Below are 19,758 nucleotides of genomic sequence, written 5' to 3' on the forward strand. Positions count from 1 at the left end.
CACCATGAGTATTTTCGAAGGCTTTCTTTCCACGTCCGAGACGCTCTCCGCCTTCAGCGACCATAACTTCGTCGATGCGATGCTGCGCTTCGAGGCGGCTTTGACCCGCGCGCAGGCCGCGCTCGGGCTGGTGCCGGAAGCGGCCGCGCATTCGATCGTCGGCAGCTGCAAGGTCGAACTGTTCGACGTAGCGAAGATCGTGCGCGACAGCGGCCGCGCCGGCAGCGTCGCAATTCCGCTGGTCAAGGCCTTGAAGGAGGCCGTGGGCCTGTTCAATCCCGCCGCCGTGCCCTTCGTGCATTTCGGCAGCACCAGCCAGGACGTGATCGACACCGCCATGGCGCTGGTCACGCGCGAAGGCATCGCGCTGATCGAAGCCGATCTCGACCGCGCGATCGAAGCGCTGCTGCAGCACGCCACGCAGCATGCGGCCACGCCGATTCTTGCGCGCACGCTGATGCAGCCCGCCTCGGTCACGAGCTTTGGCCTCAAGTGCGCCGGATGGGCCGCGCCCCTGGTGCGCAGCCGTACGCGGCTGCAAGCGGCCGCGCGCCATGCGTTGAACGTGCAGCTCGGCGGCGCCGTCGGCACGCTCGCGCAGATGAAGGGGCAGGGCCCGGCCATCGTGCAGCGCGTGGCGGACGAACTCGGGCTCGGCAACGCCGGTGCCACCTGGCACACGCAGCGCGACGAATGGATCGCGCTCGGTTGCGAGCTGGGGCTGCTCACGGGCAGCCTCGGCAAGATCGCGCGCGACATCTCGCTCATGGGCCAGTACGAGGTCGGCGAAGCGGCCGAACCCACCGAGCCGGGCCGCGGCGGCTCTTCGGCGATGCCGCACAAGCGCAACCCCGTGGCCGCGATGGTGGCGCTGGCCGCGGCCCAGCGTGCGCCGCAGCGCGTGGCCGCGCTGCTGGCCGCCATGCCGCAGGAGCACGAGCGCGCCCTTGGCGGCTGGCAGGCCGAGCTGGCCGAATGGCCGCAACTGCTCATGTCCGCGCACGGCAGCGCGCGTGCGCTGGCCGGTGCGCTGCCGGGCCTGCAGATCGACGCGGCGCGCATGCGTGCCAACATTGACACTCTGCGCGCGGAGCTGCCGCGAGAAGCCGCGGACGAATGGTTCGACCCCGCCCTGGCCGGGCCCGCTGGCGAAACGGCGCTGCGGCAAGTGGCGGCCTTGCGCGCCCAACTGACTGCGAAAGACACATCCCGATGACCGACCAGGCAAGCACTCCCCCCGTCAACGACTACGAAGCCGGGCTCGTCAACCGCCGCCGCGTGCTGGGCGATGCCTGGGTCGACAAGTCGCTGGCCAACCGCAACGAGTTCAACGCCGAGTTCCAGGAGCTCATCACGCGCCATGCGTGGAACGACATCTGGGGCCGCCCGGCGCTCGGCGACAAGACGCGCCGCTACATGGTGCTGTCGATGATGCTGGGCATCCATGCCTATGAAGAATTCGCGATGCATGTGCGCGCCGCGCTCGACGGGCCGCCCGAGTCGCGCCTGACGCCCGAGGACATCAAGGAAGTCATCATGATGGCGGCCATCTATTGCGGCGTGCCGGTGGCCAACCATGCCTTCGGCATCGCAACCGGCATCCTGCGCGAAAAGGGCTTGCTGGCCGCGCCTGCGCAGTGACGCGGCCCGCGCTTGGCGAGCGCCGCCGGTTCGAGGTCGGCTTCGGCCTGCTGTTGCCGCTGCTGCTGGCGGCACAGCCCGTGGCCACCGACAGCTATCTGCCCGCGCTGCCGGCCATCGCCAATGAGCTGGGCTCGGCCAGCACCAGCCTCACGCTGTTCGTGCTGGCCTTCGGCTTTGCGCAATTGCTCTGCGGCCCGCTGGCCGATCGCTTCGGCCGCCGGCCGGTGTTGCTGGCGGGGCTTGGCTGCTATGTGGTCGCCGCGCTCGGCGGTGCGTTTGCCGGCAGCGTGCCGGTGCTTGCGGGCTGGCGGACGCTGCAGGGCTTTTCAATGGCGGCCATCCTGGTTTGCGCGCGCGCCGCGGTGCGCGACCTCTACCCCGCGCACGAAGGCCCGCACGTCATGGCGCGCGGGCTCACGGGGCTAGGCGTGGTGGGCCTGCTGGCGCCTTTGCTCGGCGCATGGCTGGTGCAGGGCGCCGGGTGGCGCTGGGTGATGGCGTCGATGGCGCTCTATGCACTGGTGCTCTTTGTGCTCTGCTGGCATTCGTTCGGCGAGACGCGGCGACCGCTGGCGGGCGACGTTTCCGCACCGCGCGGCAGCGCCCGCGCAGTCTTCGCCAGCCGCAGCTTTCGCGCCTGGGCGTCGTTGGCCGCAGCAACCTACGGCGGCCTTTTCTGCTTCTTGCTGCTGTCTCCGATGGTCTACATCGGCTATCTGGGCTGGTCGCCCGCCATGTACGGCTGGATTCCGGCAGGCGGCTCGCTGGTCTACATCTTCAGCACCACGCTGTGCCGGCGCCTGCTGCGCAAACACGGACCCGTGCACACCGTTCAGCTCGGCGCCACGCTGAGCATTGCGGGCGCAGCGATTCAGGCGCTGGGCTGCTGGCTCGCGCCGCACAGCGCCTTGCCGCTGCTCGCCGGCCATGCGGTCTATTGCCTGGGCCACGGCATCCACCAGCCCTGCGGGCAGGCCGGCGCGGTGGGCGACCTGCCGCACCTGGCGGGCCGGGCCGTGTCCTGGTCAGGCTTCGGCATGATGATGGTGGCATTCTGTGTGGGCCAACTTGCGGCACAGTTCGTCGACACCGGTTTTTCGAACGGCGCCTGGCCGATGGTCGTGCCGATGCTGCTCGCGGGTTGCGTGCTGCTGGCCATCGCCTTCCTGTGGCTGCCGCGTCTCCAACATCCGATCAAGAAGGAATCACCATGACCCGTTTGAACGTCGTCCGCGAAGGCAGCGGCCCCTTCGTCGTGCTGAGCCACGCGCTCGGCTGCGACCTGCACATGTGGGACGGCGTGGCCGAGCAGCTTGCGCGCGCCCACACCGTGATCCGCTACGACCACCGCAACCATGGCGACTCGGAGGTGGTGCCCGGCGCGCTGCGCGTCGAAACGCTGGCGCAGGACGTGGCCGAACTCATCCAACGCGAGGCGGGCGGGGAGCCGGTGCACTTTGTCGGCCTGTCGATGGGCGGTATGACCGCGCAGGCGCTGGCGGTGCGGCATCCTGAACTGCTGCGCAGCGTGGTGATCGCGAATTCGTCCGCCCACTATCCCGACCAATCGCCGTGGCGTGCCCGCGTCGAAACCGTGGCTGCCAAGGGCGTGACCGCCATTGCGCCAGGCGCGGTAGCGCGCTGGCTCACGCACGGTTTCGTCACCACCGGGGAGGGCAAAGCCGCGGCCCAGGCGCTGAACGACGTGCTGGTGCGCACCGATCCGCAGGGCTACATCGAGAGCTGCAACGCCGTGGCCGCCATCGATTTTCGCGAGAGCAACCACCGCATCGCCGTGCCGACGCTGGTGATTGCCGGCCTGCAGGACGAAGCGACGCCGCCCGCAATGTCCGAAGCCATGGTGGCTGCTATCCCCCGTGCGCGCCTGGCCACCATCGACGCGGCGCATCTCAGCGCGGTGGAGCGGCCGGTCGAGTTTGCGCAGCTGCTGATCGATTACTGGCGCAGCCTCTGAAAAAAGCCGCTTGCCGCGAGAGCGGTTGCCCTAGGTGTAACCCCTGTTTCGTGCGAACAATGAACGCACTCGTTCGATTATCGAACGCGGCCTAAGTGCAAAGCGTTGTGGTGGGTGGCGGGTGTTTCTACAGTCACCCCATGCATCGCTCCATTGCCACCGTCTCTCTCAGCGGCACGCTTCGCCAGAAGCTCGAAGCCGTTTCGGCCGCGGGGTTCGACGGCATCGAGCTGTTCGAGGCCGACTTCGTCAACTTCAAGGGCAGCGCCGCCGAGCTGGGCCGCATCACCGCGGACCTGGGACTCTCGATCGACCTGTACCAGCCGTTCCGCGATTTCGAGGGCATGCCCGAGGCGCAGTTCCGTCGCAGCCTGGAGCGCGCCGAGCGCAAGTTCGACCTGATGGAGGCGATGGGCGCGCCGACGATGCTGTGCTGCTCGAACACGTCGCCGCTGGCCATCGACGACCCGAAACGTGCCGCGGCCCAGCTGCACGAACTCGCGGAGCGCGCCGCCCGCCGCAACCTGCGCGTGGGCTTCGAGGCACTGGCCTGGGGCCGCTTCACCTCGCTCTACGGCCAGGCCTGGAACATCGTGCGCGAGGCCGATCATCCGAACCTCGGCCTGATTCTCGACAGCTTTCACACGCTGTCGCTGAAGGACGATCCCGCGGGCATCGCGGCCATTCCGGGCGACAAGATCTTCTTCCTGCAGATGGCCGACGCGCCGCTGCTCTCGATGGACGTGCTGCAGTGGGCCCGCCACCACCGTTCGTTTCCGGGGCAGGGCGACTTCGACGTGATCGGGTTCTTCGAGCAGGTGCTGCGCGCGGGCTACACCGGGCCGCTCTCGCTGGAGATCTTCAACGACGTGTTCCGCGAAACGCCCAACCGCCGCACCGCCGTGGACGCGATGCGCTCGCTGCTGTACCTCGAAAGCGAGGCGAAGAGGCGGCTGGCGCCGGCTGCCGATGAGCCTGCGCACGCGCAGCGCGTCGAGCTGTTCAGCCCGCCCGCCGTGCCGGCGCTTTCGGGCCTCTCGTTCATCGAGTTCGCGGCGGACGAGGCATCGGCCCTTGTGCTCCGCACGCTGTTTGGGCAGCTCGGCTTCCGGCGCATCGGCCGGCACCGCTCCAAGGCCGTCGTGCTGTACCGCCAGGGCGAGATCAACCTGATCGTCAATGCGCAGCCGGGTTCGTTCGCGCGCAGCCGCTTCGAAGCGCACGGCACCTCGGTCTGCGCGCTGGGCGTGCGCTGCGTCGATCCGCAGGCGGCCGTCGACCGCGCCACGGCCATGCGTTCGCAGCGCCACGACAGCCCCGTTGGCCCCGACGAGTTGAGCGTGCCTGCCATCGTGGCGCCGGGCGGCAACCTCATCCATTTCGTTTCCGAGGCCTTGGGCGCCAACGGGCTGTACGAAGCCGATTTCATCCTCGAGGAAGATGCGTCGGCGGTCGCCGCAGATGCGGGCCTGACGCAGATCGACCACGTGGCATTGGGCCTGGCAGTGGACCAGCTCGACACCTGGGTGCTGTTCACGCGCGCCGTGCTGGGGCTGGAGCCGGGCGAGAGCCTGGAGCTGGCCGACCCCTTCGGGCTCATCCGCAGCCGGGGCGTGGCCAATGCCGATCGCAGTGTGCGGCTGGTGCTCAACGTGTCGCTGAGCCAGCGCACCCGCACCGCGCGCACGCTGAGCGTGACGGGCGGCGGCGCGGTGCACCACATCGCAATGCGATGCGACGACATCTTCGAGAGCGTGGCTCGGCTGCGCGCCGCCGGCACGCGCTTCGTGCCCATTTCGGACAACTACTACGACGACCTGGCCACGCGCATCGATCTGGATCCGGCGCTGCTCGCACGGCTGCGCGAGGCGGGTGTGCTGTTCGATCGTTCACCCGCAGCGGGCGACTACCTGCACATCTACACCGAGAACATCGAAGGCGGGCTCTTCTTCGAACTGGCACAACGCACCGCGGGCTACGACGCGTATGGCGCCCTCAACGCACCGGCCCGCATGGCATCGCAGGCGCAGGCATAGATCTTTTTCGTCAACCCTGGAGACAAACCATGGCATCCATCACGGCCCACGAGCCGAAAGGCAAGCACCAGTCCAAGAAGGCCACCGCAAGCGGCTGGATCGGCTCGGCGCTGGAGTACTACGACTTCTTCATCTACGCCACCGCCGCGGCGCTGATCTTTCCGCAGATCTTCTTTCCGAAGGGCGACCCGCAGATCGCGATCATCGCGTCGCTCGCGACCTATGGCGTGGGCTACGTCGCACGGCCGATTGGCGCGCTGCTGCTGGGCCACTGGGGTGACACGCACGGCCGCAAGACGGTGCTGATCGTCTGCATGTTCCTGATGGGCTTTTCGACCATCGCCGTCGGCCTGCTGCCGACCTATGACCAGGTCGGCCTGTGGGCGCCTGCGCTGCTGGTGCTGCTGCGGCTCATCCAGGGCTTTGCGGTGGCGGGCGAGATTTCGGGCGCGAGCTCGATGATTTTGGAGCACGCGCCTTTCGGTCGCCGCGGCTTCTTCGCGAGCTTCACGCTGCAGGGCGTGCAGGCCGGACAGATCATGGCGGCTGCCGTGTTCCTGCCGCTCGCGCACTACATGGACAAGGATGCCTTCAACTCCTGGGGCTGGCGCATTCCGTTCCTGCTGAGCTTCATCGTCATCGTGGCCGGCTACATCATCCGCAAGGAAGTGGACGAGACCCCCGCCTTCACGGAAGTCGACCAGAGCGGGAAGGTGCCGAAGGCGCCGGTGATCCAGGCCGTGACCGAGAGCTGGCGCGACATGGTGCGCGTGCTGCTGTGCTCCCTGATGAACGTGATTCCGGTGGTCGCAACCATCTTTGGCGCCGCCTACGCAGTGCAGCCAGGCTACGGCATCAACTTCGAGAAAGACATCTACCTCTGGATTCCGGTGATGGGCAACATCCTCGCCGTGATCGTGATCCCGTTCGTCGGCAACCTGTCGGACAAGGTCGGCCGCCGCCTGCCGATCATGGTCGGCGCCATCGGTTCGGGCCTGCTGTCGTTCGGCTACCTGTACGCCATCAGCATCCACAACGTGCCGTTGGCCATCGTGATGTCGCTCCTGATGTGGGGCGTGGTCTATCAGGGCTACAACGCCGTGTTCCCGAGCTTCTATCCAGAGATGTTCCCCACGCGCACCCGCGTCTCGGGCATGGCGATCTCGCAGAACATCGGCACCGCGATCACTGCGCTGCTGCCGGCGCTGTTCGTGGCGGTCGCCCCCCCCGGCGCTGCCAACATCCCGCTGACCGTCGGTGCCATCACGCTGGCGATCTGCGCCATCGCCGCGATCTCGGCCATGACCGCACGCGAGACCTACCGCGTGCACATGAACGACCTGGGCAAGCCCGATGCGGTGCCGGTCGACAAGATCGAGTACGACCTGATGCGCGAGCAGACGCTGGCGACAGCCCGCATGGCCAAGGCTGCGGCCTGAAGACCTTGCGCGCACCAAGGGCGTCGGGCGCCATGAAGAATGGCGCCCATGACTTCCCATCTCAAGATCGATTTCGTTTCCGACGTCTCTTGCCCCTGGTGCGCCGTCGGCCTCGCTTCGCTCGAGGCGGCGCTGCGGCGCGTGGCGCCTGGCGTCACGGCGGAGCTGCATTTCCAGCCTTTCGAGCTGAACCCGCAGATGCCGCCCGAAGGGCAGGAAACCTTCGAGCACCTGAACCAGAAATACGGCTCCACGCGTGAACAGCAGGCGCAATCGCGCGAGATGATCCGCCAGCGCGGGGCCGAGGTGGGCTTCGAGTTCAGCCCCGAGGGCCGCCCACGTGTTTACAACACCTTCAACGCGCACCGTTTGCTGCACTGGGCCGAACTCGAAAGCCCGGCCAAACAGGCGGCGCTCAAGAAGCTACTGCTGAAGGCCTACTTCACCGACAGGCAGAACCCCTCGGACCCCGAGGTGCTGGTTCGCGCGGCCACCGAGGCCGGGCTGGACGCGGCACGGGCCCGCGAGATCCTGGCCGGCGATGAATTTGCCGATGAAACCCGCGAGCGCGAACGCATGTACACGGACGCGGGCATCCATTCGGTGCCTGCGATCATCATCAACGACCACCACCTGATCTCGGGCGGGCAGCCGGTCGAGGTGTTCGAGCGGGCGCTGCGGCAGATCGCCGGTGCAGAGCCCAGCACAGTGGTTGCGGCATGAAACCAGGCTGAGCGCCAGCTTTACCTGACCGGAGCCGTGAGCCGGTCAACCGCGCCACCACGGCGCGGGTTGATCGGTTCATGATGCGATCCATGCAGCTTTCCGGACGTCTTTGCGTGTTGTCGGTTGCCATGGCAGGGCTGCTGCTGGCAGGCTGCACCATCGGCGCGCTGCGGTCCGGGCCAGAGCCGCTCACGGCGCTGAACCGCGTTGCCGAAGACCCCGCAACCCAGTTGCGCTGGCTCGATCGTGTGACCTGGGGTGCCAGCGCCAGCAGCCAGGCCGAATTGGCGCGCACCGGGCTCGCGGCCTGGATGGGCCGGCAGCTCAGCCCGCGGATGCAGCCGCTGCCACCGGCCGCGCAAGCCCAGGTCGATGCAATGACCATTTCGCGCACGCCCCTGCCCGAGCTGGCGCGTGCGCTCGAGGCGCAGCGCAGGGCGGCCGAAGCGCTCACCGACGACGAGCAGAAGAAGGCCGCGCGCCAAGCCTATCAGCAGGAGCTGAACCGTCTCGCGCGCGAGGCGCAGCAACGCTTCGTGCTGCGCGCGCTCTATTCGCCCGACCAGCTGCAAGAGCAGATGACGTGGTTCTGGATGAACCACTTCAACGTCAGCCTGCGCAAGGACAACCTCCGCGCGATGGTGGGCGACTACGAAGAGAACGCGATCCGCCCGCATGCGCTCGGCAGGTTTCGCGACCTGCTCGGGGCCACGCTGCACCACCCCGCGATGCTGCGCTACCTCGACAACGCGCAGAACGCCGCCAACCGCATCAACGAGAACTATGCGCGCGAGCTGATGGAGCTGCACACGCTCGGCGTGGACGGCGGCTATTCGCAAACCGACGTGCAGGAGCTGGCGCGCGTGCTCACCGGTGTGGGCGTGAGCTACCAGCCGCTCGACGCGCCGCCGCCGAACGTGCGGCCGGCCCTGCGCGCCGACTACGTGCGCAAGGGCCTGTTCGAGTTCAACCCCAACCGGCACGACTACGGGTCGAAGACGCTGCTGGGCCAGCCCATCCAGAGCCGTGGACTGGCCGAGGCCGACGAGGCGCTCGACCGCCTGGCGCGCGCGCCGGCCACCGCGCGCTTCATCTCGCGCAAGCTCGCCGTGTACTTCGTCTCCGACGATCCGCCACAGGCGTTGGTCGAACGCATGGCTGCGGCCTTCACGCGCAGCGACGGCGACATCGCCGTCACGCTCAAGGCGATGTTCGAGTCGCCCGAGTTCGCCGCTTCGCTCGGCCGCAAGTTCCGCGATCCGGTGCACTACGTGATCGCTGGCGTGCGGCTCGCGTATGACGACCGCGTGGTGTCGAACGTGAATCCGATGCTCGGCTGGATCACCCGCATGGGCGAACAGCTGTACGGCCACGAGACGCCCAACGGCTATCCGCTCAACGAAGCGGCCTGGGCCAGCGCGGGGCAGATGAACACGCGCTTCGAGATCGCGCGCGCCATCGGTGCGAACGGCGCCGTGCTGTTCCGCGCGGACGACAAGGCTCCGCTCGAGAAACCCGCATTTCCGCCACTGGCCGATTCGCGCGCGGTGCGCGCGATGCAGGCGGGCCTGGGCGCGGACACGCGCGAGGCGCTGGCGCAGGCGAAGAACCCGCAGGAGTGGAACACCTTCCTGCTGGCGTCGCCGGAGCTGATGCGCCGTTGAATGTATTTCTCCCTCCCCCTCTGGGGGAGGGCAGGGGTGGGGGCAAGCGGCGTTCGATGACGCGCCAAGGCGAAACAAGTGCCGCCGTGCCCCCATCCCAACCTTCCCTCAAAGGGGGAAGGGGCAAGACAGAAGAAAGGACACATCGTCATGCAACGTCGAGAACTGCTCAAGCTCATGGCCGCCGTTCCGTTCGCGGGCGCCGCTGGCCGGTTGATGGCCGCGCCCGCAGCCAAAGGCGCCAAGCTGCTGGTCGTGTTCCTGCGCGGCGCGTACGACTGCAGCAACCTGCTCGTCCCGACAAGCAGCGACTTCTACTACGCCTCGCGCCCCAACATCGCCATCGCCCGCCCCGGCACGCCCGACGGCGCGCTGCCGCTCGACGGCAACTGGGGCCTGCACCCGGCGCTGGCACAAAGCGTGATGCCGATGTTCCAGCAAAAGCAGGCCGCCTTCATCGCCTTTGCCGGCACCGACGACCTCACGCGCAGCCATTTCGAAACGCAGGACTCCATCGAGCTCGGCCAGGCGCTCGACAAGCGCCGCGACTACCGCTCGGGTTTTCTCAATCGTCTGGCCGGCGTGCTGGGCGCGGGGCCCGTCACGGGCGTGTCCCCCATTGCCTTCACAGAGCAGCTGCCCCTTTCGCTGCGCGGCGGCGCCAAGGCCGCCAATATGGCGCTCGCGGGCAATGCGCGTGCGGGCATCGATGCGCGGCAGAGCCAGGTCATCGCGGACATGTACCGCAACACCCCGCTGGCCAAGCCGGTGGCCGAAGGCTTCCAGCTGCGCGACGAGGTGACGCGCGCGGTGCAGGCCGAGATGGATGCCGCCAGCCGAAACGCCATGACCGCCAAAGGCTTCGAACTGGTGGCGCGCCGCATGGCCTTGCTGATGCGAGACCGCTTCGACCTCGGCTTCGTCGACGTCGGCGGCTGGGACACGCACGTGGGGCAAGGCGGCGCCACCGGCTACCTCGCCAATCGTTTCGAGGAACTGGGCCGCGGCGTGGCCGCCTTCGCAGAGGAGATGGGCGACGATGCGTGGCGCCAGACCGTGGTGGTCGTCATCAGCGAGTTCGGCCGCACCTTCCGCGAGAACGGCAACCGTGGCACCGATCACGGGCATGGCAGCGTGTATTGGGTGCTCGGAGGCGGACTCTCGGCGCAGGCCGGCGGGCGCATCGTGGGCGAGCAGCAGGCAGTGACGCAGGCCATGCTGTTCCAGAACCGCGACTACCCGGTGCTCAACGAATACCGCGCGGTATTTGGCGGGCTGTTCAAGCGGATGTACGGCCTCTCGCCGGCACAGCTCGCGCGGGTGTTCGACGGGGTGGCGCCGAAGGATCTGCAGCTGGTTTAGCTGCTCGGAGCATTCCGGCGCACCGGCCCTCGGGACCGCCGAGAATCGGCGCATGCCTCACGCCGTCTCCCTTCTTCGCGCCGCGCGCCTGGCGCGAAGCGCCAAACCCTTTCTTGCCCGTGGTGGCTTCAAGCGCGAGCGCTGCGCGGGCTGCCGCCTGGTGCCCAGCCACTGCATGTGCACTGTGCGCCCTTCGGTGACAACGCGTGCGGGAGTGTGTCTGCTCATGGCCGACATCGAGCCGCTCAAGCCCACCAACACAGGATGGCTGGTCGCCGACGTGGTGGCCGATACCTTCGCCTTCGGCTGGGCCCGCACCGAAACCGATCCCGCGCTGCTGGCGCTGTTGAACGATCCGCAATGGCAGCCATACGTGGTGTTCCCGGGGCAGTATGCGGCGCCCGAGCGCGTGGTCCTGACCGTTCCCGCGCCTGAACCGAACTGCAGTGGCACCGCGAAACGCCCACTCTTCATCCTGTTCGACGCGACATGGGCCGAGGCACGCAAGATGTTTCGCAGAAGCCCCTACCTCGACCGGCTGCCGGTGTTGAGCCTGCAGCCGGAGCGGATCACGCAATACGAGCTGCGCAACTCCGGCCGCGACGACCACTTCTGCACCAGCGAGGTGGCCGCGATGTGCATGAACCTGGCAGGCGAACATGTTGCCGAACAGACGCTGTATGCCTATCTGGTGGTGTTCACGCACCACTATCTGCGCGCGAAGAACCAGCAGCCCGTGGCGTGGGGTGATGCTGCGCATCAGCGGCTGCGCGAAGTGTCCGTCCCGCGGTGCGCCTCGACCATGACCCCGTCACCGAAGTGACCGCCGGCTTGGCGAGACAATGGCCGGCATCGACACATCCAGAGACCTTTCGCATGACGACGCTAAAGCAAATTCTCGGCACCGAACTCCCCCTCATCCAGGCCCCGATGGCCGGGATCCAGGGCAGCGCAATGGCCATCGCGGTCAGCAATGCAGGCGGGCTCGGCTCGCTGCCATGCGCCATGCTGAGCCCCGATGCCATGCGCAGCGAACTGGCGGCCATTCGCGCCGGAACCGGCAAGTCCTACAACGTCAATTTCTTCTGCCACACGCCGCCGGAGCCGAGTGCCGAACGAGAGGCGACATGGCGCGCCGCGCTGGCACCGTACTACGCCGAATTCGGCATCGATGCGGCCGGCATCCCCACCGGCCCGGGCCGCAATCCCTTCAGTGCCGAGGTGGCCAACCTGCTCGCCGAGTTCAGGCCGCCGGTGGTGAGTTTCCATTTCGGGCTGCCATCCGAGGCGCTGCTCGCGCAGGTGCGCAGCTGGGGTTCGAAGGTTCTCGCGTCGGCCACCACGGTGGAAGAAGCCGTATGGCTCGAAGCGCACGGTGCCGATGCGGTCATTGCACAGGGCCTGGAGGCGGGCGGTCACCGAGGCCATTTTCTTTCGCACGACCTGACGAAGCAGCTCGGCACTTTTGCGCTGCTGCCGCAGGTGGTGCGCGCCGTGAAACTGCCGGTGATCGCGGCCGGCGGCATCGCGGATGCGAATGGCGTGGCCGCGGCGATCGCGCTGGGCGCTGCGGGCGTGCAGATTGGCACCGCCTACATGCTGACGCCGGAAGCCACGACGTCCGCGATCCACCGTGCGGCGCTCAAGAGCGAAGCCGCACGCCACACGGCGCTCACCAACCTGTTCACCGGCCGGCCGGCGCGCGGCATCGTGAACCGCGTGATGCGCGAGCTGGGGCCGATCGGTTCTGCGGCGCCTGAATTTCCGCTCGCCACTTCGGGCATTGCGCCGCTGCGTGCCAAGGCCGAGGCACAGGGCAGCGGCGACTTTTCTCCACTGTGGTCGGGCCAGAACGCGACGGGCTGCCGCGAGGTGTCTTCGGCCGAGGTGACCCAAGCGCTGGCAGAAGGCTTTCCCGCATCCCTGTGAATCACCCATGACCCAACTCCATCTGCCCTTCAAATTCCTGGCGCACGGCGCCCAGGCCGACGTCCGCGAGCCGTGGCTGCTGGTGCTCATGCATGGCGTGGGCAGCAACGAGCAGGACCTGTTCGGCTTCGCTCGGCTCATGCCGCCGCAGTTTCACGTGCTGAGCCTGCGCGCACCGTATGTGCTCTCGCCCGATGCGTATGCGTGGTTCGAGTTTCAGGTGCTGGCCGATGGCGAGCGGCGCATCAACGAGGAGCAGGAGCGCGAAAGTCGCTTCCTGGTCGGCGAGATGATCGCCTCGGCGGCGCAGCAGCTGAGCGTGCCGCCGGAGCGCGTGGTGGTCGGCGGCTTCAGCCAGGGCGGCATCATGGCGCTGTCGCTGCTGCTCACGCAGCCCGGCAAGGTTCGCGCCGCAATGGTGTGGCACAGCCGGCTGCTGTCGCAGGTGGTGCCGCACATTGCACCGCCCGAGGCGTTCGAGGGCAAGGCACTGTGGATGAGCCACGGAAGTGCAGACAACGTGATTCCGCCGAGCGCCGCACAGGCCTCGCGCGAGCTGGCCCGCGGCCTTCCGCTGGCACTGTCGGGTGCCGATTTTCCGGGAGGGCACGAGATCCGCCCGGCCGAGCTGCAGGGCTCGCTGGCGTGGCTGCAATCGCTTACAGCTGGCGCACCGTAGCGGCTGAACTTTTCGCGCGGTCGGCGCGTCACAGGGCGTTACGAGGACGCGGCCGTGGTGTGGGCTCTGTTGATGCACCATAGCAGTTCGCTCCCACCGCAATCCTCCCAAAAGGAAACTGCCCTCATGTCTGACAGAGACACGCCCGAAATCCGCGAAGTGCCCGAGCTGCGCGACGCACCCACGTACAGGCCGCGCCGCGAATCGTCGACCGGAACCCTCATCGTCATCGTGCTGCTGGCAATTGCCGCCGCATTCCTCGGCTGGCGCTGGTACCAGCAGCAGCAAGTGCTGCACGTGGAGCCGGTACCGCCCGTCGCCACCGCGCCCAACGACGGGCCTGCGCCCGCAGCTCCGGCGCCCCCGCCGGCGCCCGAGTCGCTGGAGCCGCAGAACCCGATCGATGCGATCGCGCTGCCCGCCTCGGGTCTGCCCACGGTCGCGGATTCCGATACGCGCGTGATGAAGGCGCTGGTCGACCTGATGGGCAGCAAGAACGTGGCCGACTTCCTGCAGTTCGAGGGCATCGTGCGCCGCACGGTGGCCACCGTGGACAACATGCCGCGGGAGCAGTCGCCCGCGAGCACATGGCCCGTGCAGCCCACCCGGCAGCGCTTCACCACCGCAGGCAAGGGCGAGGCGCAGACCATCGCGCCCGCCAATGCCGCGCGCTACACGCCCATCGTGCAGCTTGCCGAATCGATCAATCCGGCCAAGGCGGCCAAGACCTACGCCCAGCTGTATCCGCTGTTTCAAAAATCCTATGAGGAACTCGGCTTCCCGGGGCGCTATTTCAACGACCGGCTCATCGCCGTGATCGACCATCTGCTGCAGGCGCCCGAACCCAGCGGCCCGGTGCAGGTTCGTCTCGTCGAGGTGAAAGGCAAGGTGTCTTCGCAGCGGCCGTGGGTGCGCTACGAGTACGCAGATCCGCAGCTTGAGTCGCTCTCGTCAGGCCAGAAGATCATGGTGCGCATGGGGCTGGAGAACGAACGCAGGATGAAGGCCAGCTTGCGCGGCTTCCGCGAGCAGATCGCAACGGGCGAGATGCTGAAGAAGAAGCAGCAGCAGCAGCGCTGATCCATCACCCCCTTGCGCCTTGTAGGCGCGGGCCGATTGCGTGCGGCGCGGATGGCGTGGATGATCTGCCGACCCGACAGAGCGATCCCCCAAAGACATCGAGGACACCCGTATGAACCTGATGAGCGTTGACCTCTACCAGAGCGCCACCGATCCAACGAAATTCCTGGCGCTTCCAACGGGCACCGATCCCACCGAGCTCATGGGGCCGATGACCTTCGATCAAGACTACGCGCAGGTCCTCAAATACCGGGAGGCCTTCGAGTTCGACCCATCGGAAAACTACGCCGGAGCCAACGCCGCCAAGATCGCCGCGGACATCCTGACCACGAAGTGGTCGATGTATCGCCGCGAAACCTAAGCCACAAACGGTGCGTAGCCGGGCGGCCGCGCAGCCGCCGCCCTTCGCTGCGGGCCTTCAGGCCTCTTCGGTTTCTGTGTAGTCGCCCACGGGCACGCAGCTGCAGAACAGGTTGCGGTCGCCATACACGTTGTCGACACGGCCGATCGGTGGCCAGTACTTGGCTTGCTTGAGCTCAGCCAGCGGAAAGGCACCCAGCTCGCGTGAATAGGGGTGAGCCCATTCCGTTCCGAGCAGGCTGGCCGCGGTGTGCGGCGCATGCTTCAGCGGGTTGTCGTCTTTGGACCAGACGCCTTCTTCCACGCGGCGGATCTCGCCGCGGATGGCGATCATCGCGTCGATGAAGCGGTCGAGTTCGGCCAGCGGCTCGCTCTCGGTCGGCTCGACCATGAGCGTGCCGGGCACCGGGAAGCTCAGCGTGGGCGCATGAAAGCCGTAGTCGATCAGGCGCTTGGCCACGTCTTCGGCGGTGACGCCGCTCGTGTCCTTGAGCGGGCGCAGGTCGAGGATGCACTCGTGCGCGACGTGGCCGTTGGGGCTCGCGTACAGCGTGGGGTAGTGGTCCTTGAGGCGAGCGCTGATGTAGTTGGCACTCAAGATCGCGATTTCGGTCGCAGCCTGCAGGCCCTTGGCGCCCATCATGCGGCAGTACATCCAGCTGATCGGCAGCACGGCCGCGTTGCCCAGCGGCGCGGCCGAGACGGCACCCACGCCGTTCGACGCCACGCCGGCCGTCGCATGGCCCGGCAGATAGGGCACGAGGTCGTCGACCACGCACACCGGGCCCACGCCCGGACCGCCGCCGCCGTGCGGAATGCAGAAGGTCTTGTGCAGGTTCAGGTGGCTCACGTCGCCACCGAACTCGCCCGGTGCGGCCACGCCGACCAGCGCATTCATGTTGGCGCCGTCCACGTACACGCGGCCGCCGTGTTCATGCACGAGTTCGCAGAGTTCCTTCACGCGGGTTTCGAACACGCCGTGCGTGCTCGGGTAGGTGATCATCACCGCCGCAAGCTTGTCGCTGTGCTTCTCGCAGGCGAACTTCAGGTCGTCCATGTCGACGTTGCCCTGCGCGTCGCAGGCCGTCACCACCACCTGCAAGCCCACCATCTGCGCGCTGGCCGGGTTGGTGCCGTGCGCCGATGAAGGAATGAGACAGATGTTGCGGTGGCCCTGGCCATTGGCTTCATGAAACGAGCGGATGGCCAGCAGGCCCGCGTATTCGCCCTGCGAACCCGCGTTGGGCTGCAGGCTGATGCCTGCGTAGCCGGTGGCTTCGCACAGCCAGGCGCGCAGCTGTGCATCGAGCTGGGCGTAGCCCACCAGCTGCTCGGCCGGCGCAAAGGGATGGATGTTGGCGAACTCCGGCCAGGTGATCGGGATCATCTCGCTGGTCGCGTTGAGCTTCATCGTGCAGCTGCCGAGCGGGATCATGCTGCGGTCGAGCGCCAGGTCCTTGTCCGACAGGCTGCGGATGTAGCGCAGCATGGCGGTTTCGCTCTTGTGGGTGTTGAACACCGGGTGCGTGAGAAAGGCGCTGGTGCGGCGCAGGTCGTCCGGCAGGCGCGGCGCGGTGTTGGCCAGGTCGTCGAAGCGAGGCATTGGCGTACCGGTAGGAACGAACAGCGCCCAGAGCGTCTCGATGTCGGCGCGCGTGGTGGTTTCGTCGAGCGAAATGCCCAGGTGCTGCTGCAGCCGCTGGCGCAGGTTGACGCCCGCGGCCTGCGCGCGCTCGATGATCTTGGGTGTGTCGTCGCCGGTGCGGATGGTCAGCGAATCGAAGGCCGTGGCGTTGACCGGCTCGCGGCCCATTTGCGCGAGGCCTTGCGCAAGGATGGCCGTGAGCGCGGCCACGCGCTGTGCGATGCGGGTCAGCCCGTCGGGGCCGTGGTACACGGCGTACATGCTGGCCACGACGGCCGGCAGCACTTGCGCGGTACAGATGTTGGAGGTGGCCTTCTCGCGGCGGATGTGCTGTTCGCGCGTCTGCAGCGCAAGGCGGTAGGCGGGCTGGCCATGGGTGTCGACGCTCACGCCGACCAGGCGGCCCGGCAGCGAGCGCTTGAACTCGTCACGGCAGGCCAGGTAGGCGGCGTGCGGACCGCCGTTGCACAGCGGCATGCCAAAGCGCTGGGTGGTACCGCAGACGATGTCGGCGTCCCATTCGCCGGGTGGGGCGAGCAGCGTCAGCGCCAGCAGGTCGGCCGCCACGCAGAAGGCCGCGTCGCACTGGTGCGCATGGCCCGCGAGCGGGCGCAGGTCGTGCACGTGCCCGGTGGTGGCGGGGTACTGCGCGAGCACGCCGAAGAACTCACCGCTCACCATCAGGTGCGGCAGCGTCTCGGACACGGTGCTGACCTTGACCTCGATGCCCAGCGGCGCGGCGCGCGTCTTGATGACTTCGATGGTCTGCGGATGGCAGTCGCCCGACACCAGGAACACGTTGCTCTTGCTTTTCACGCTGCGCTTGGCAAGCGTCATGGCCTCGGCCGCGGCCGTGGCCTCGTCGAGCATCGAGGCGTTGGCGATGGCCATGCCCGTGAGGTCGCACACCATGGTCTGGAAGTTGAGCAGGGCTTCCATGCGGCCCTGCGAAATCTCGGCCTGGTAGGGCGTGTAGGCCGTGTACCAGGCGGGGTTCTCGAGCACGTTGCGCAAGATGACGCCCGGCGTGTGCGTACCGTAGTAGCCCTGGCCGATGAAGCTCTTGAACACCTTGTTCTTTGCCGCAATGGCCTTCAGCTCGGCCAGCGCATCGGCTTCCGTGATGGGGGCCGGCAGCCGCATCGGCCTGGCGCGGCGAATGGCCGCGGGCACGATGCCGTCGATGAGTTCCGCGCGCGTTTCCGAACCGATCACCGGCAGCATGCGCGCCTCGTCCGCCGCATCGATGCCGATGTGGCGGGCAAGGAACTCTTCGGCGTTCTCCAGTTGTTGCAAGGAGGGAAAGGCGGAAATCGGCATGGCGGTGAAGGCTCGGAGATGAGGAAAGGCGTCGTGAAATCGGCGGATCAGGACTCGGCGGCGAATTTGTCGTAGCTGGCGGCGTCCAGCAGCGCGTCGAGCTGCGCGGGTTCGCTGAGCTTGACCTTGAAGAACCAGCCGGTGGCCAGCGGATCGGTGTTGGCGAGCGAGGGATCGGCGCGCAGGGCTTCGTTCACTTCGGTGATCTCGCCCGAGACGGGCATGAACACATCGGCCGCGGCCTTGACCGATTCGACGACACCGGCCACTTCACCCTGGGCAAAGGTCTTGCCGACTTCAGGCAGGTCGACGAATACCACGTCGCCCAGCGCGTCCTGTGCGTGCAAGGTGATGCCGACAGTGGCTGCGCCGCCTTCGGCCGAGACCCATTCGTGGTCCTTGGTGTACTTGATGCTCATGAAAAACTCCTCGTGGAAAAAGTGATCGGGGATGCCGAGCCTAGCCGCGGTAGTAGCGGGTGGGCACGAAAGGCAGGGTCGAGACTTCCATCGGAACCGGCTTGCCACGCACGATGGCTTGCACGCGGGTGCCCGGTTCTGAAAATGCGGTGGCCACGTAGCCCATGGCGAGCGGGCGGTCGGCCGTCGGGCCGAGAAGGCCGCTCGTGACAAAGCCGATGTCGTGGCCTTCGAACGACTGCAGCACCGCACCGTCGCGCACCGGAATGCGTTCCAGTGCCACGAGGCCCACGCGTCGGCGCTTGAGCGTGTCATGGTCGGTGCGGCCCGCTGCGCCGGCCGTGGCGGCCGCGAGCTGGGCCAGGACCTTGGCCGCACCCGGAAATCCGCCTTCGCGCGCGCCGCCGGTGCGGCGCACCTTCTGGATGGCCCAGTTGAGCGAGGCTTCGACGGGCGTGGTGGTGGTGTCGATGTCGTTGCCGTAGAGGCAGAGTCCGGCTTCCAGGCGCAGCGAATTGCGTGCGCCCAGGCCAACGGGCTTGACCTCGGGCTGGGCCAGCAGCAGGCGGGCGAGCGCGTCGGCATCCTTGCCGGCCACCGAGATCTCGAAGCCGTCTTCGCCGGTGTAGCCGCTGCGGGTGGCAAAGGCGGGAATGCCACCGATCTGCACCGCGCCGCCGGTCATGAAGACGAAGCGCTCGATGCCGGGCGACAGTCTTGCCAGCACCGTGGCCGCCTGCGGCCCCTGCAGCGCGAGCAGTGCATGGTCGGGCATGGGCTGCACATCACAGCGCGCGCCGATCTTCTGCTGGATGTGGGCCAGGTCGGCCACCTTGCATGCGCCATTGACGATCACGAAGATCGAGCCGTGCCCTTCGTTGAAGAACATCAGGTCGTCGAGGATGCCGCCTTCGTCGTTCAGCAGCAGGCCGTAGCGCTGCTTGCCGGGCGCGAGGTCGATCACGTCGACCGGTATCAGCGTTTCGAAGGCGGCGGCGGCGTCCGGGCCCACCAGGCGCAGCTGGCCCATGTGCGAGATGTCAAACAGCCCGGCGGCGTCGCGCGTGTGCTTGTGCTCGGCCATGAGGCCGGCGGGGTACTGCACCGGCATCGAATAGCCGGCAAACGGCACCATGCGGGCGCCCAGTTCCACGTGCAGGTCGTGCAGGGGCGTCTTGAGCAATTGGGCGTCGGATGATGAAGCGGAAGCGGCCACGGGGCACTCCAAAGGGGCAGTCGAATTCCATGGCGCAAGCCATGGGCCACCCCTGCTGTCCGCTTTACCTGAGAGATTCGCCCCACGATCGAGGTTTGCTCCTTCGGTGGGCTGCTGCATCGCGTTGATGCGGGCGACAGCCTCTCTCCAGCAAGGAAACGCCGGCATCCGCCAGCGCCTTGTCAGTCCTTTTGCCTGAGCGTTCGGGAAACCCCTGCGCCTTCGGCGGCCTCGCATGGCGAAGCTCTCTCCTGACCAGGCGAG

Annotated in this window: 17 protein-coding genes and 2 riboswitches; of the genes, 14 read left to right on the forward strand and 3 right to left on the reverse strand. The window is 67.5% G+C overall.

Going from position 1 to position 19,758, the window contains the following annotated elements:
• The first annotated feature begins 4 nt into the window (after positions 1-4).
• The 14 genes from pcaB to BLR24_RS13830 all read left to right on the forward strand — a co-directional run bounded on the left by pcaB (position 5) and on the right by BLR24_RS13830 (position 14,895).
• Positions 5-1,216 carry a 3-carboxy-cis,cis-muconate cycloisomerase gene (gene pcaB / locus BLR24_RS13765; protein ID WP_093017691.1) on the forward strand — a complete coding sequence of 404 codons (1,212 nt, stop codon included), beginning with the start codon at positions 5-7 and terminating at the stop codon, positions 1,214-1,216.
• The gene (locus BLR24_RS13770; protein WP_093017693.1) at positions 1,213-1,641 is read left to right on the forward strand and encodes a carboxymuconolactone decarboxylase family protein; all 429 of its coding nucleotides are present in this window, start codon (positions 1,213-1,215) and stop codon (positions 1,639-1,641) included. Before pcaB ends, BLR24_RS13770 begins: the two co-directional genes overlap by 4 nt.
• Positions 1,638-2,858: a multidrug effflux MFS transporter gene (locus BLR24_RS13775; protein ID WP_093017695.1), complete on the forward strand. Its 1,221-nt coding sequence runs from the start codon at positions 1,638-1,640 to the stop codon at positions 2,856-2,858. The genes BLR24_RS13770 and BLR24_RS13775 overlap by 4 nt, the downstream gene beginning before the upstream one ends.
• The gene (locus BLR24_RS13780; protein WP_093017697.1) at positions 2,855-3,619 is read left to right on the forward strand and encodes an alpha/beta fold hydrolase; all 765 of its coding nucleotides are present in this window, start codon (positions 2,855-2,857) and stop codon (positions 3,617-3,619) included. The genes BLR24_RS13775 and BLR24_RS13780 overlap by 4 nt, the downstream gene beginning before the upstream one ends.
• 140 nt (positions 3,620-3,759) lie before the next feature.
• A complete protein-coding gene (locus tag BLR24_RS13785) occupies positions 3,760-5,655 on the forward strand; it encodes a bifunctional sugar phosphate isomerase/epimerase/4-hydroxyphenylpyruvate dioxygenase family protein (protein ID WP_093017699.1) in 1,896 nt (631 codons plus the stop codon).
• Between the two features lie 29 nt (positions 5,656-5,684).
• Entirely contained in the window at positions 5,685-7,094 is a 1,410-nt protein-coding gene (locus BLR24_RS13790) for an MFS transporter (RefSeq protein WP_093017701.1), read from the forward strand.
• Between the two features lie 39 nt (positions 7,095-7,133).
• Positions 7,134-7,817, forward strand: a complete 684-nt coding sequence (locus BLR24_RS13795) for a DsbA family oxidoreductase (protein WP_093017703.1) — start codon at positions 7,134-7,136, stop codon at positions 7,815-7,817.
• A gap of 92 nt (positions 7,818-7,909) precedes the next feature.
• Complete coding sequence (locus BLR24_RS13800; protein WP_217636320.1) at positions 7,910-9,484, forward strand: DUF1800 domain-containing protein; 1,575 nt, start codon at positions 7,910-7,912, stop codon at positions 9,482-9,484.
• Between the two features lie 150 nt (positions 9,485-9,634).
• The gene (locus BLR24_RS13805) at positions 9,635-10,846 is read left to right on the forward strand and encodes a DUF1501 domain-containing protein (protein WP_093017707.1); all 1,212 of its coding nucleotides are present in this window, start codon (positions 9,635-9,637) and stop codon (positions 10,844-10,846) included.
• Between the two features lie 52 nt (positions 10,847-10,898).
• Positions 10,899-11,669 carry a tRNA-uridine aminocarboxypropyltransferase gene (locus BLR24_RS13810; RefSeq protein WP_093017709.1) on the forward strand — a complete coding sequence of 257 codons (771 nt, stop codon included), beginning with the start codon at positions 10,899-10,901 and terminating at the stop codon, positions 11,667-11,669.
• Positions 11,670-11,722: 53 nt separating this feature from the next.
• Positions 11,723-12,775: an NAD(P)H-dependent flavin oxidoreductase gene (locus tag BLR24_RS13815; protein WP_093017711.1), complete on the forward strand. Its 1,053-nt coding sequence runs from the start codon at positions 11,723-11,725 to the stop codon at positions 12,773-12,775.
• Between the two features lie 7 nt (positions 12,776-12,782).
• A complete protein-coding gene (locus tag BLR24_RS13820) occupies positions 12,783-13,454 on the forward strand; it encodes an alpha/beta hydrolase (RefSeq protein ID WP_093017713.1) in 672 nt (223 codons plus the stop codon).
• 126 nt (positions 13,455-13,580) lie between these two features.
• On the forward strand, positions 13,581-14,534 hold the full coding sequence (locus BLR24_RS13825; protein ID WP_093017715.1) for a DUF3014 domain-containing protein: 954 nt from the start codon (positions 13,581-13,583) through the stop codon (positions 14,532-14,534).
• Positions 14,535-14,646: 112 nt separating this feature from the next.
• Positions 14,647-14,895 (forward strand): hypothetical protein, encoded by a 249-nt coding sequence (locus tag BLR24_RS13830; protein ID WP_093017717.1) that lies wholly within the window; start codon positions 14,647-14,649, stop codon positions 14,893-14,895.
• Between the two features lie 57 nt (positions 14,896-14,952).
• Here the strand turns inward: BLR24_RS13830 and gcvP are convergent, their stop codons facing one another.
• The 3 genes from gcvP to gcvT are packed head-to-tail and all read right to left on the reverse strand — an operon-like array spanning position 14,953 to position 19,494.
• Positions 14,953-17,859, reverse strand: a complete 2,907-nt coding sequence (gcvP, locus tag BLR24_RS13835) for an aminomethyl-transferring glycine dehydrogenase (RefSeq protein WP_093017719.1) — start codon at positions 17,857-17,859, stop codon at positions 14,953-14,955.
• A 47-nt stretch (positions 17,860-17,906) separates the two neighbouring features.
• The gene (gene gcvH / locus BLR24_RS13840) at positions 17,907-18,278 is read right to left on the reverse strand and encodes a glycine cleavage system protein GcvH (RefSeq protein ID WP_093017721.1); all 372 of its coding nucleotides are present in this window, start codon (positions 18,276-18,278) and stop codon (positions 17,907-17,909) included.
• Positions 18,279-18,318: 40 nt separating this feature from the next.
• The gene (gene gcvT / locus BLR24_RS13845; RefSeq protein WP_093017723.1) at positions 18,319-19,494 is read right to left on the reverse strand and encodes a glycine cleavage system aminomethyltransferase GcvT; all 1,176 of its coding nucleotides are present in this window, start codon (positions 19,492-19,494) and stop codon (positions 18,319-18,321) included.
• Positions 19,495-19,539: 45 nt separating this feature from the next.
• A riboswitch (glycine riboswitch) is annotated at positions 19,540-19,655 on the reverse strand.
• A gap of 12 nt (positions 19,656-19,667) precedes the next feature.
• Positions 19,668-19,758: riboswitch (glycine riboswitch) on the reverse strand.

This window comes from Variovorax sp. OV700 (assembly GCF_900099805.1).
Taxonomy (GTDB): Bacteria; Pseudomonadota; Gammaproteobacteria; order Burkholderiales; family Burkholderiaceae_C; genus Variovorax.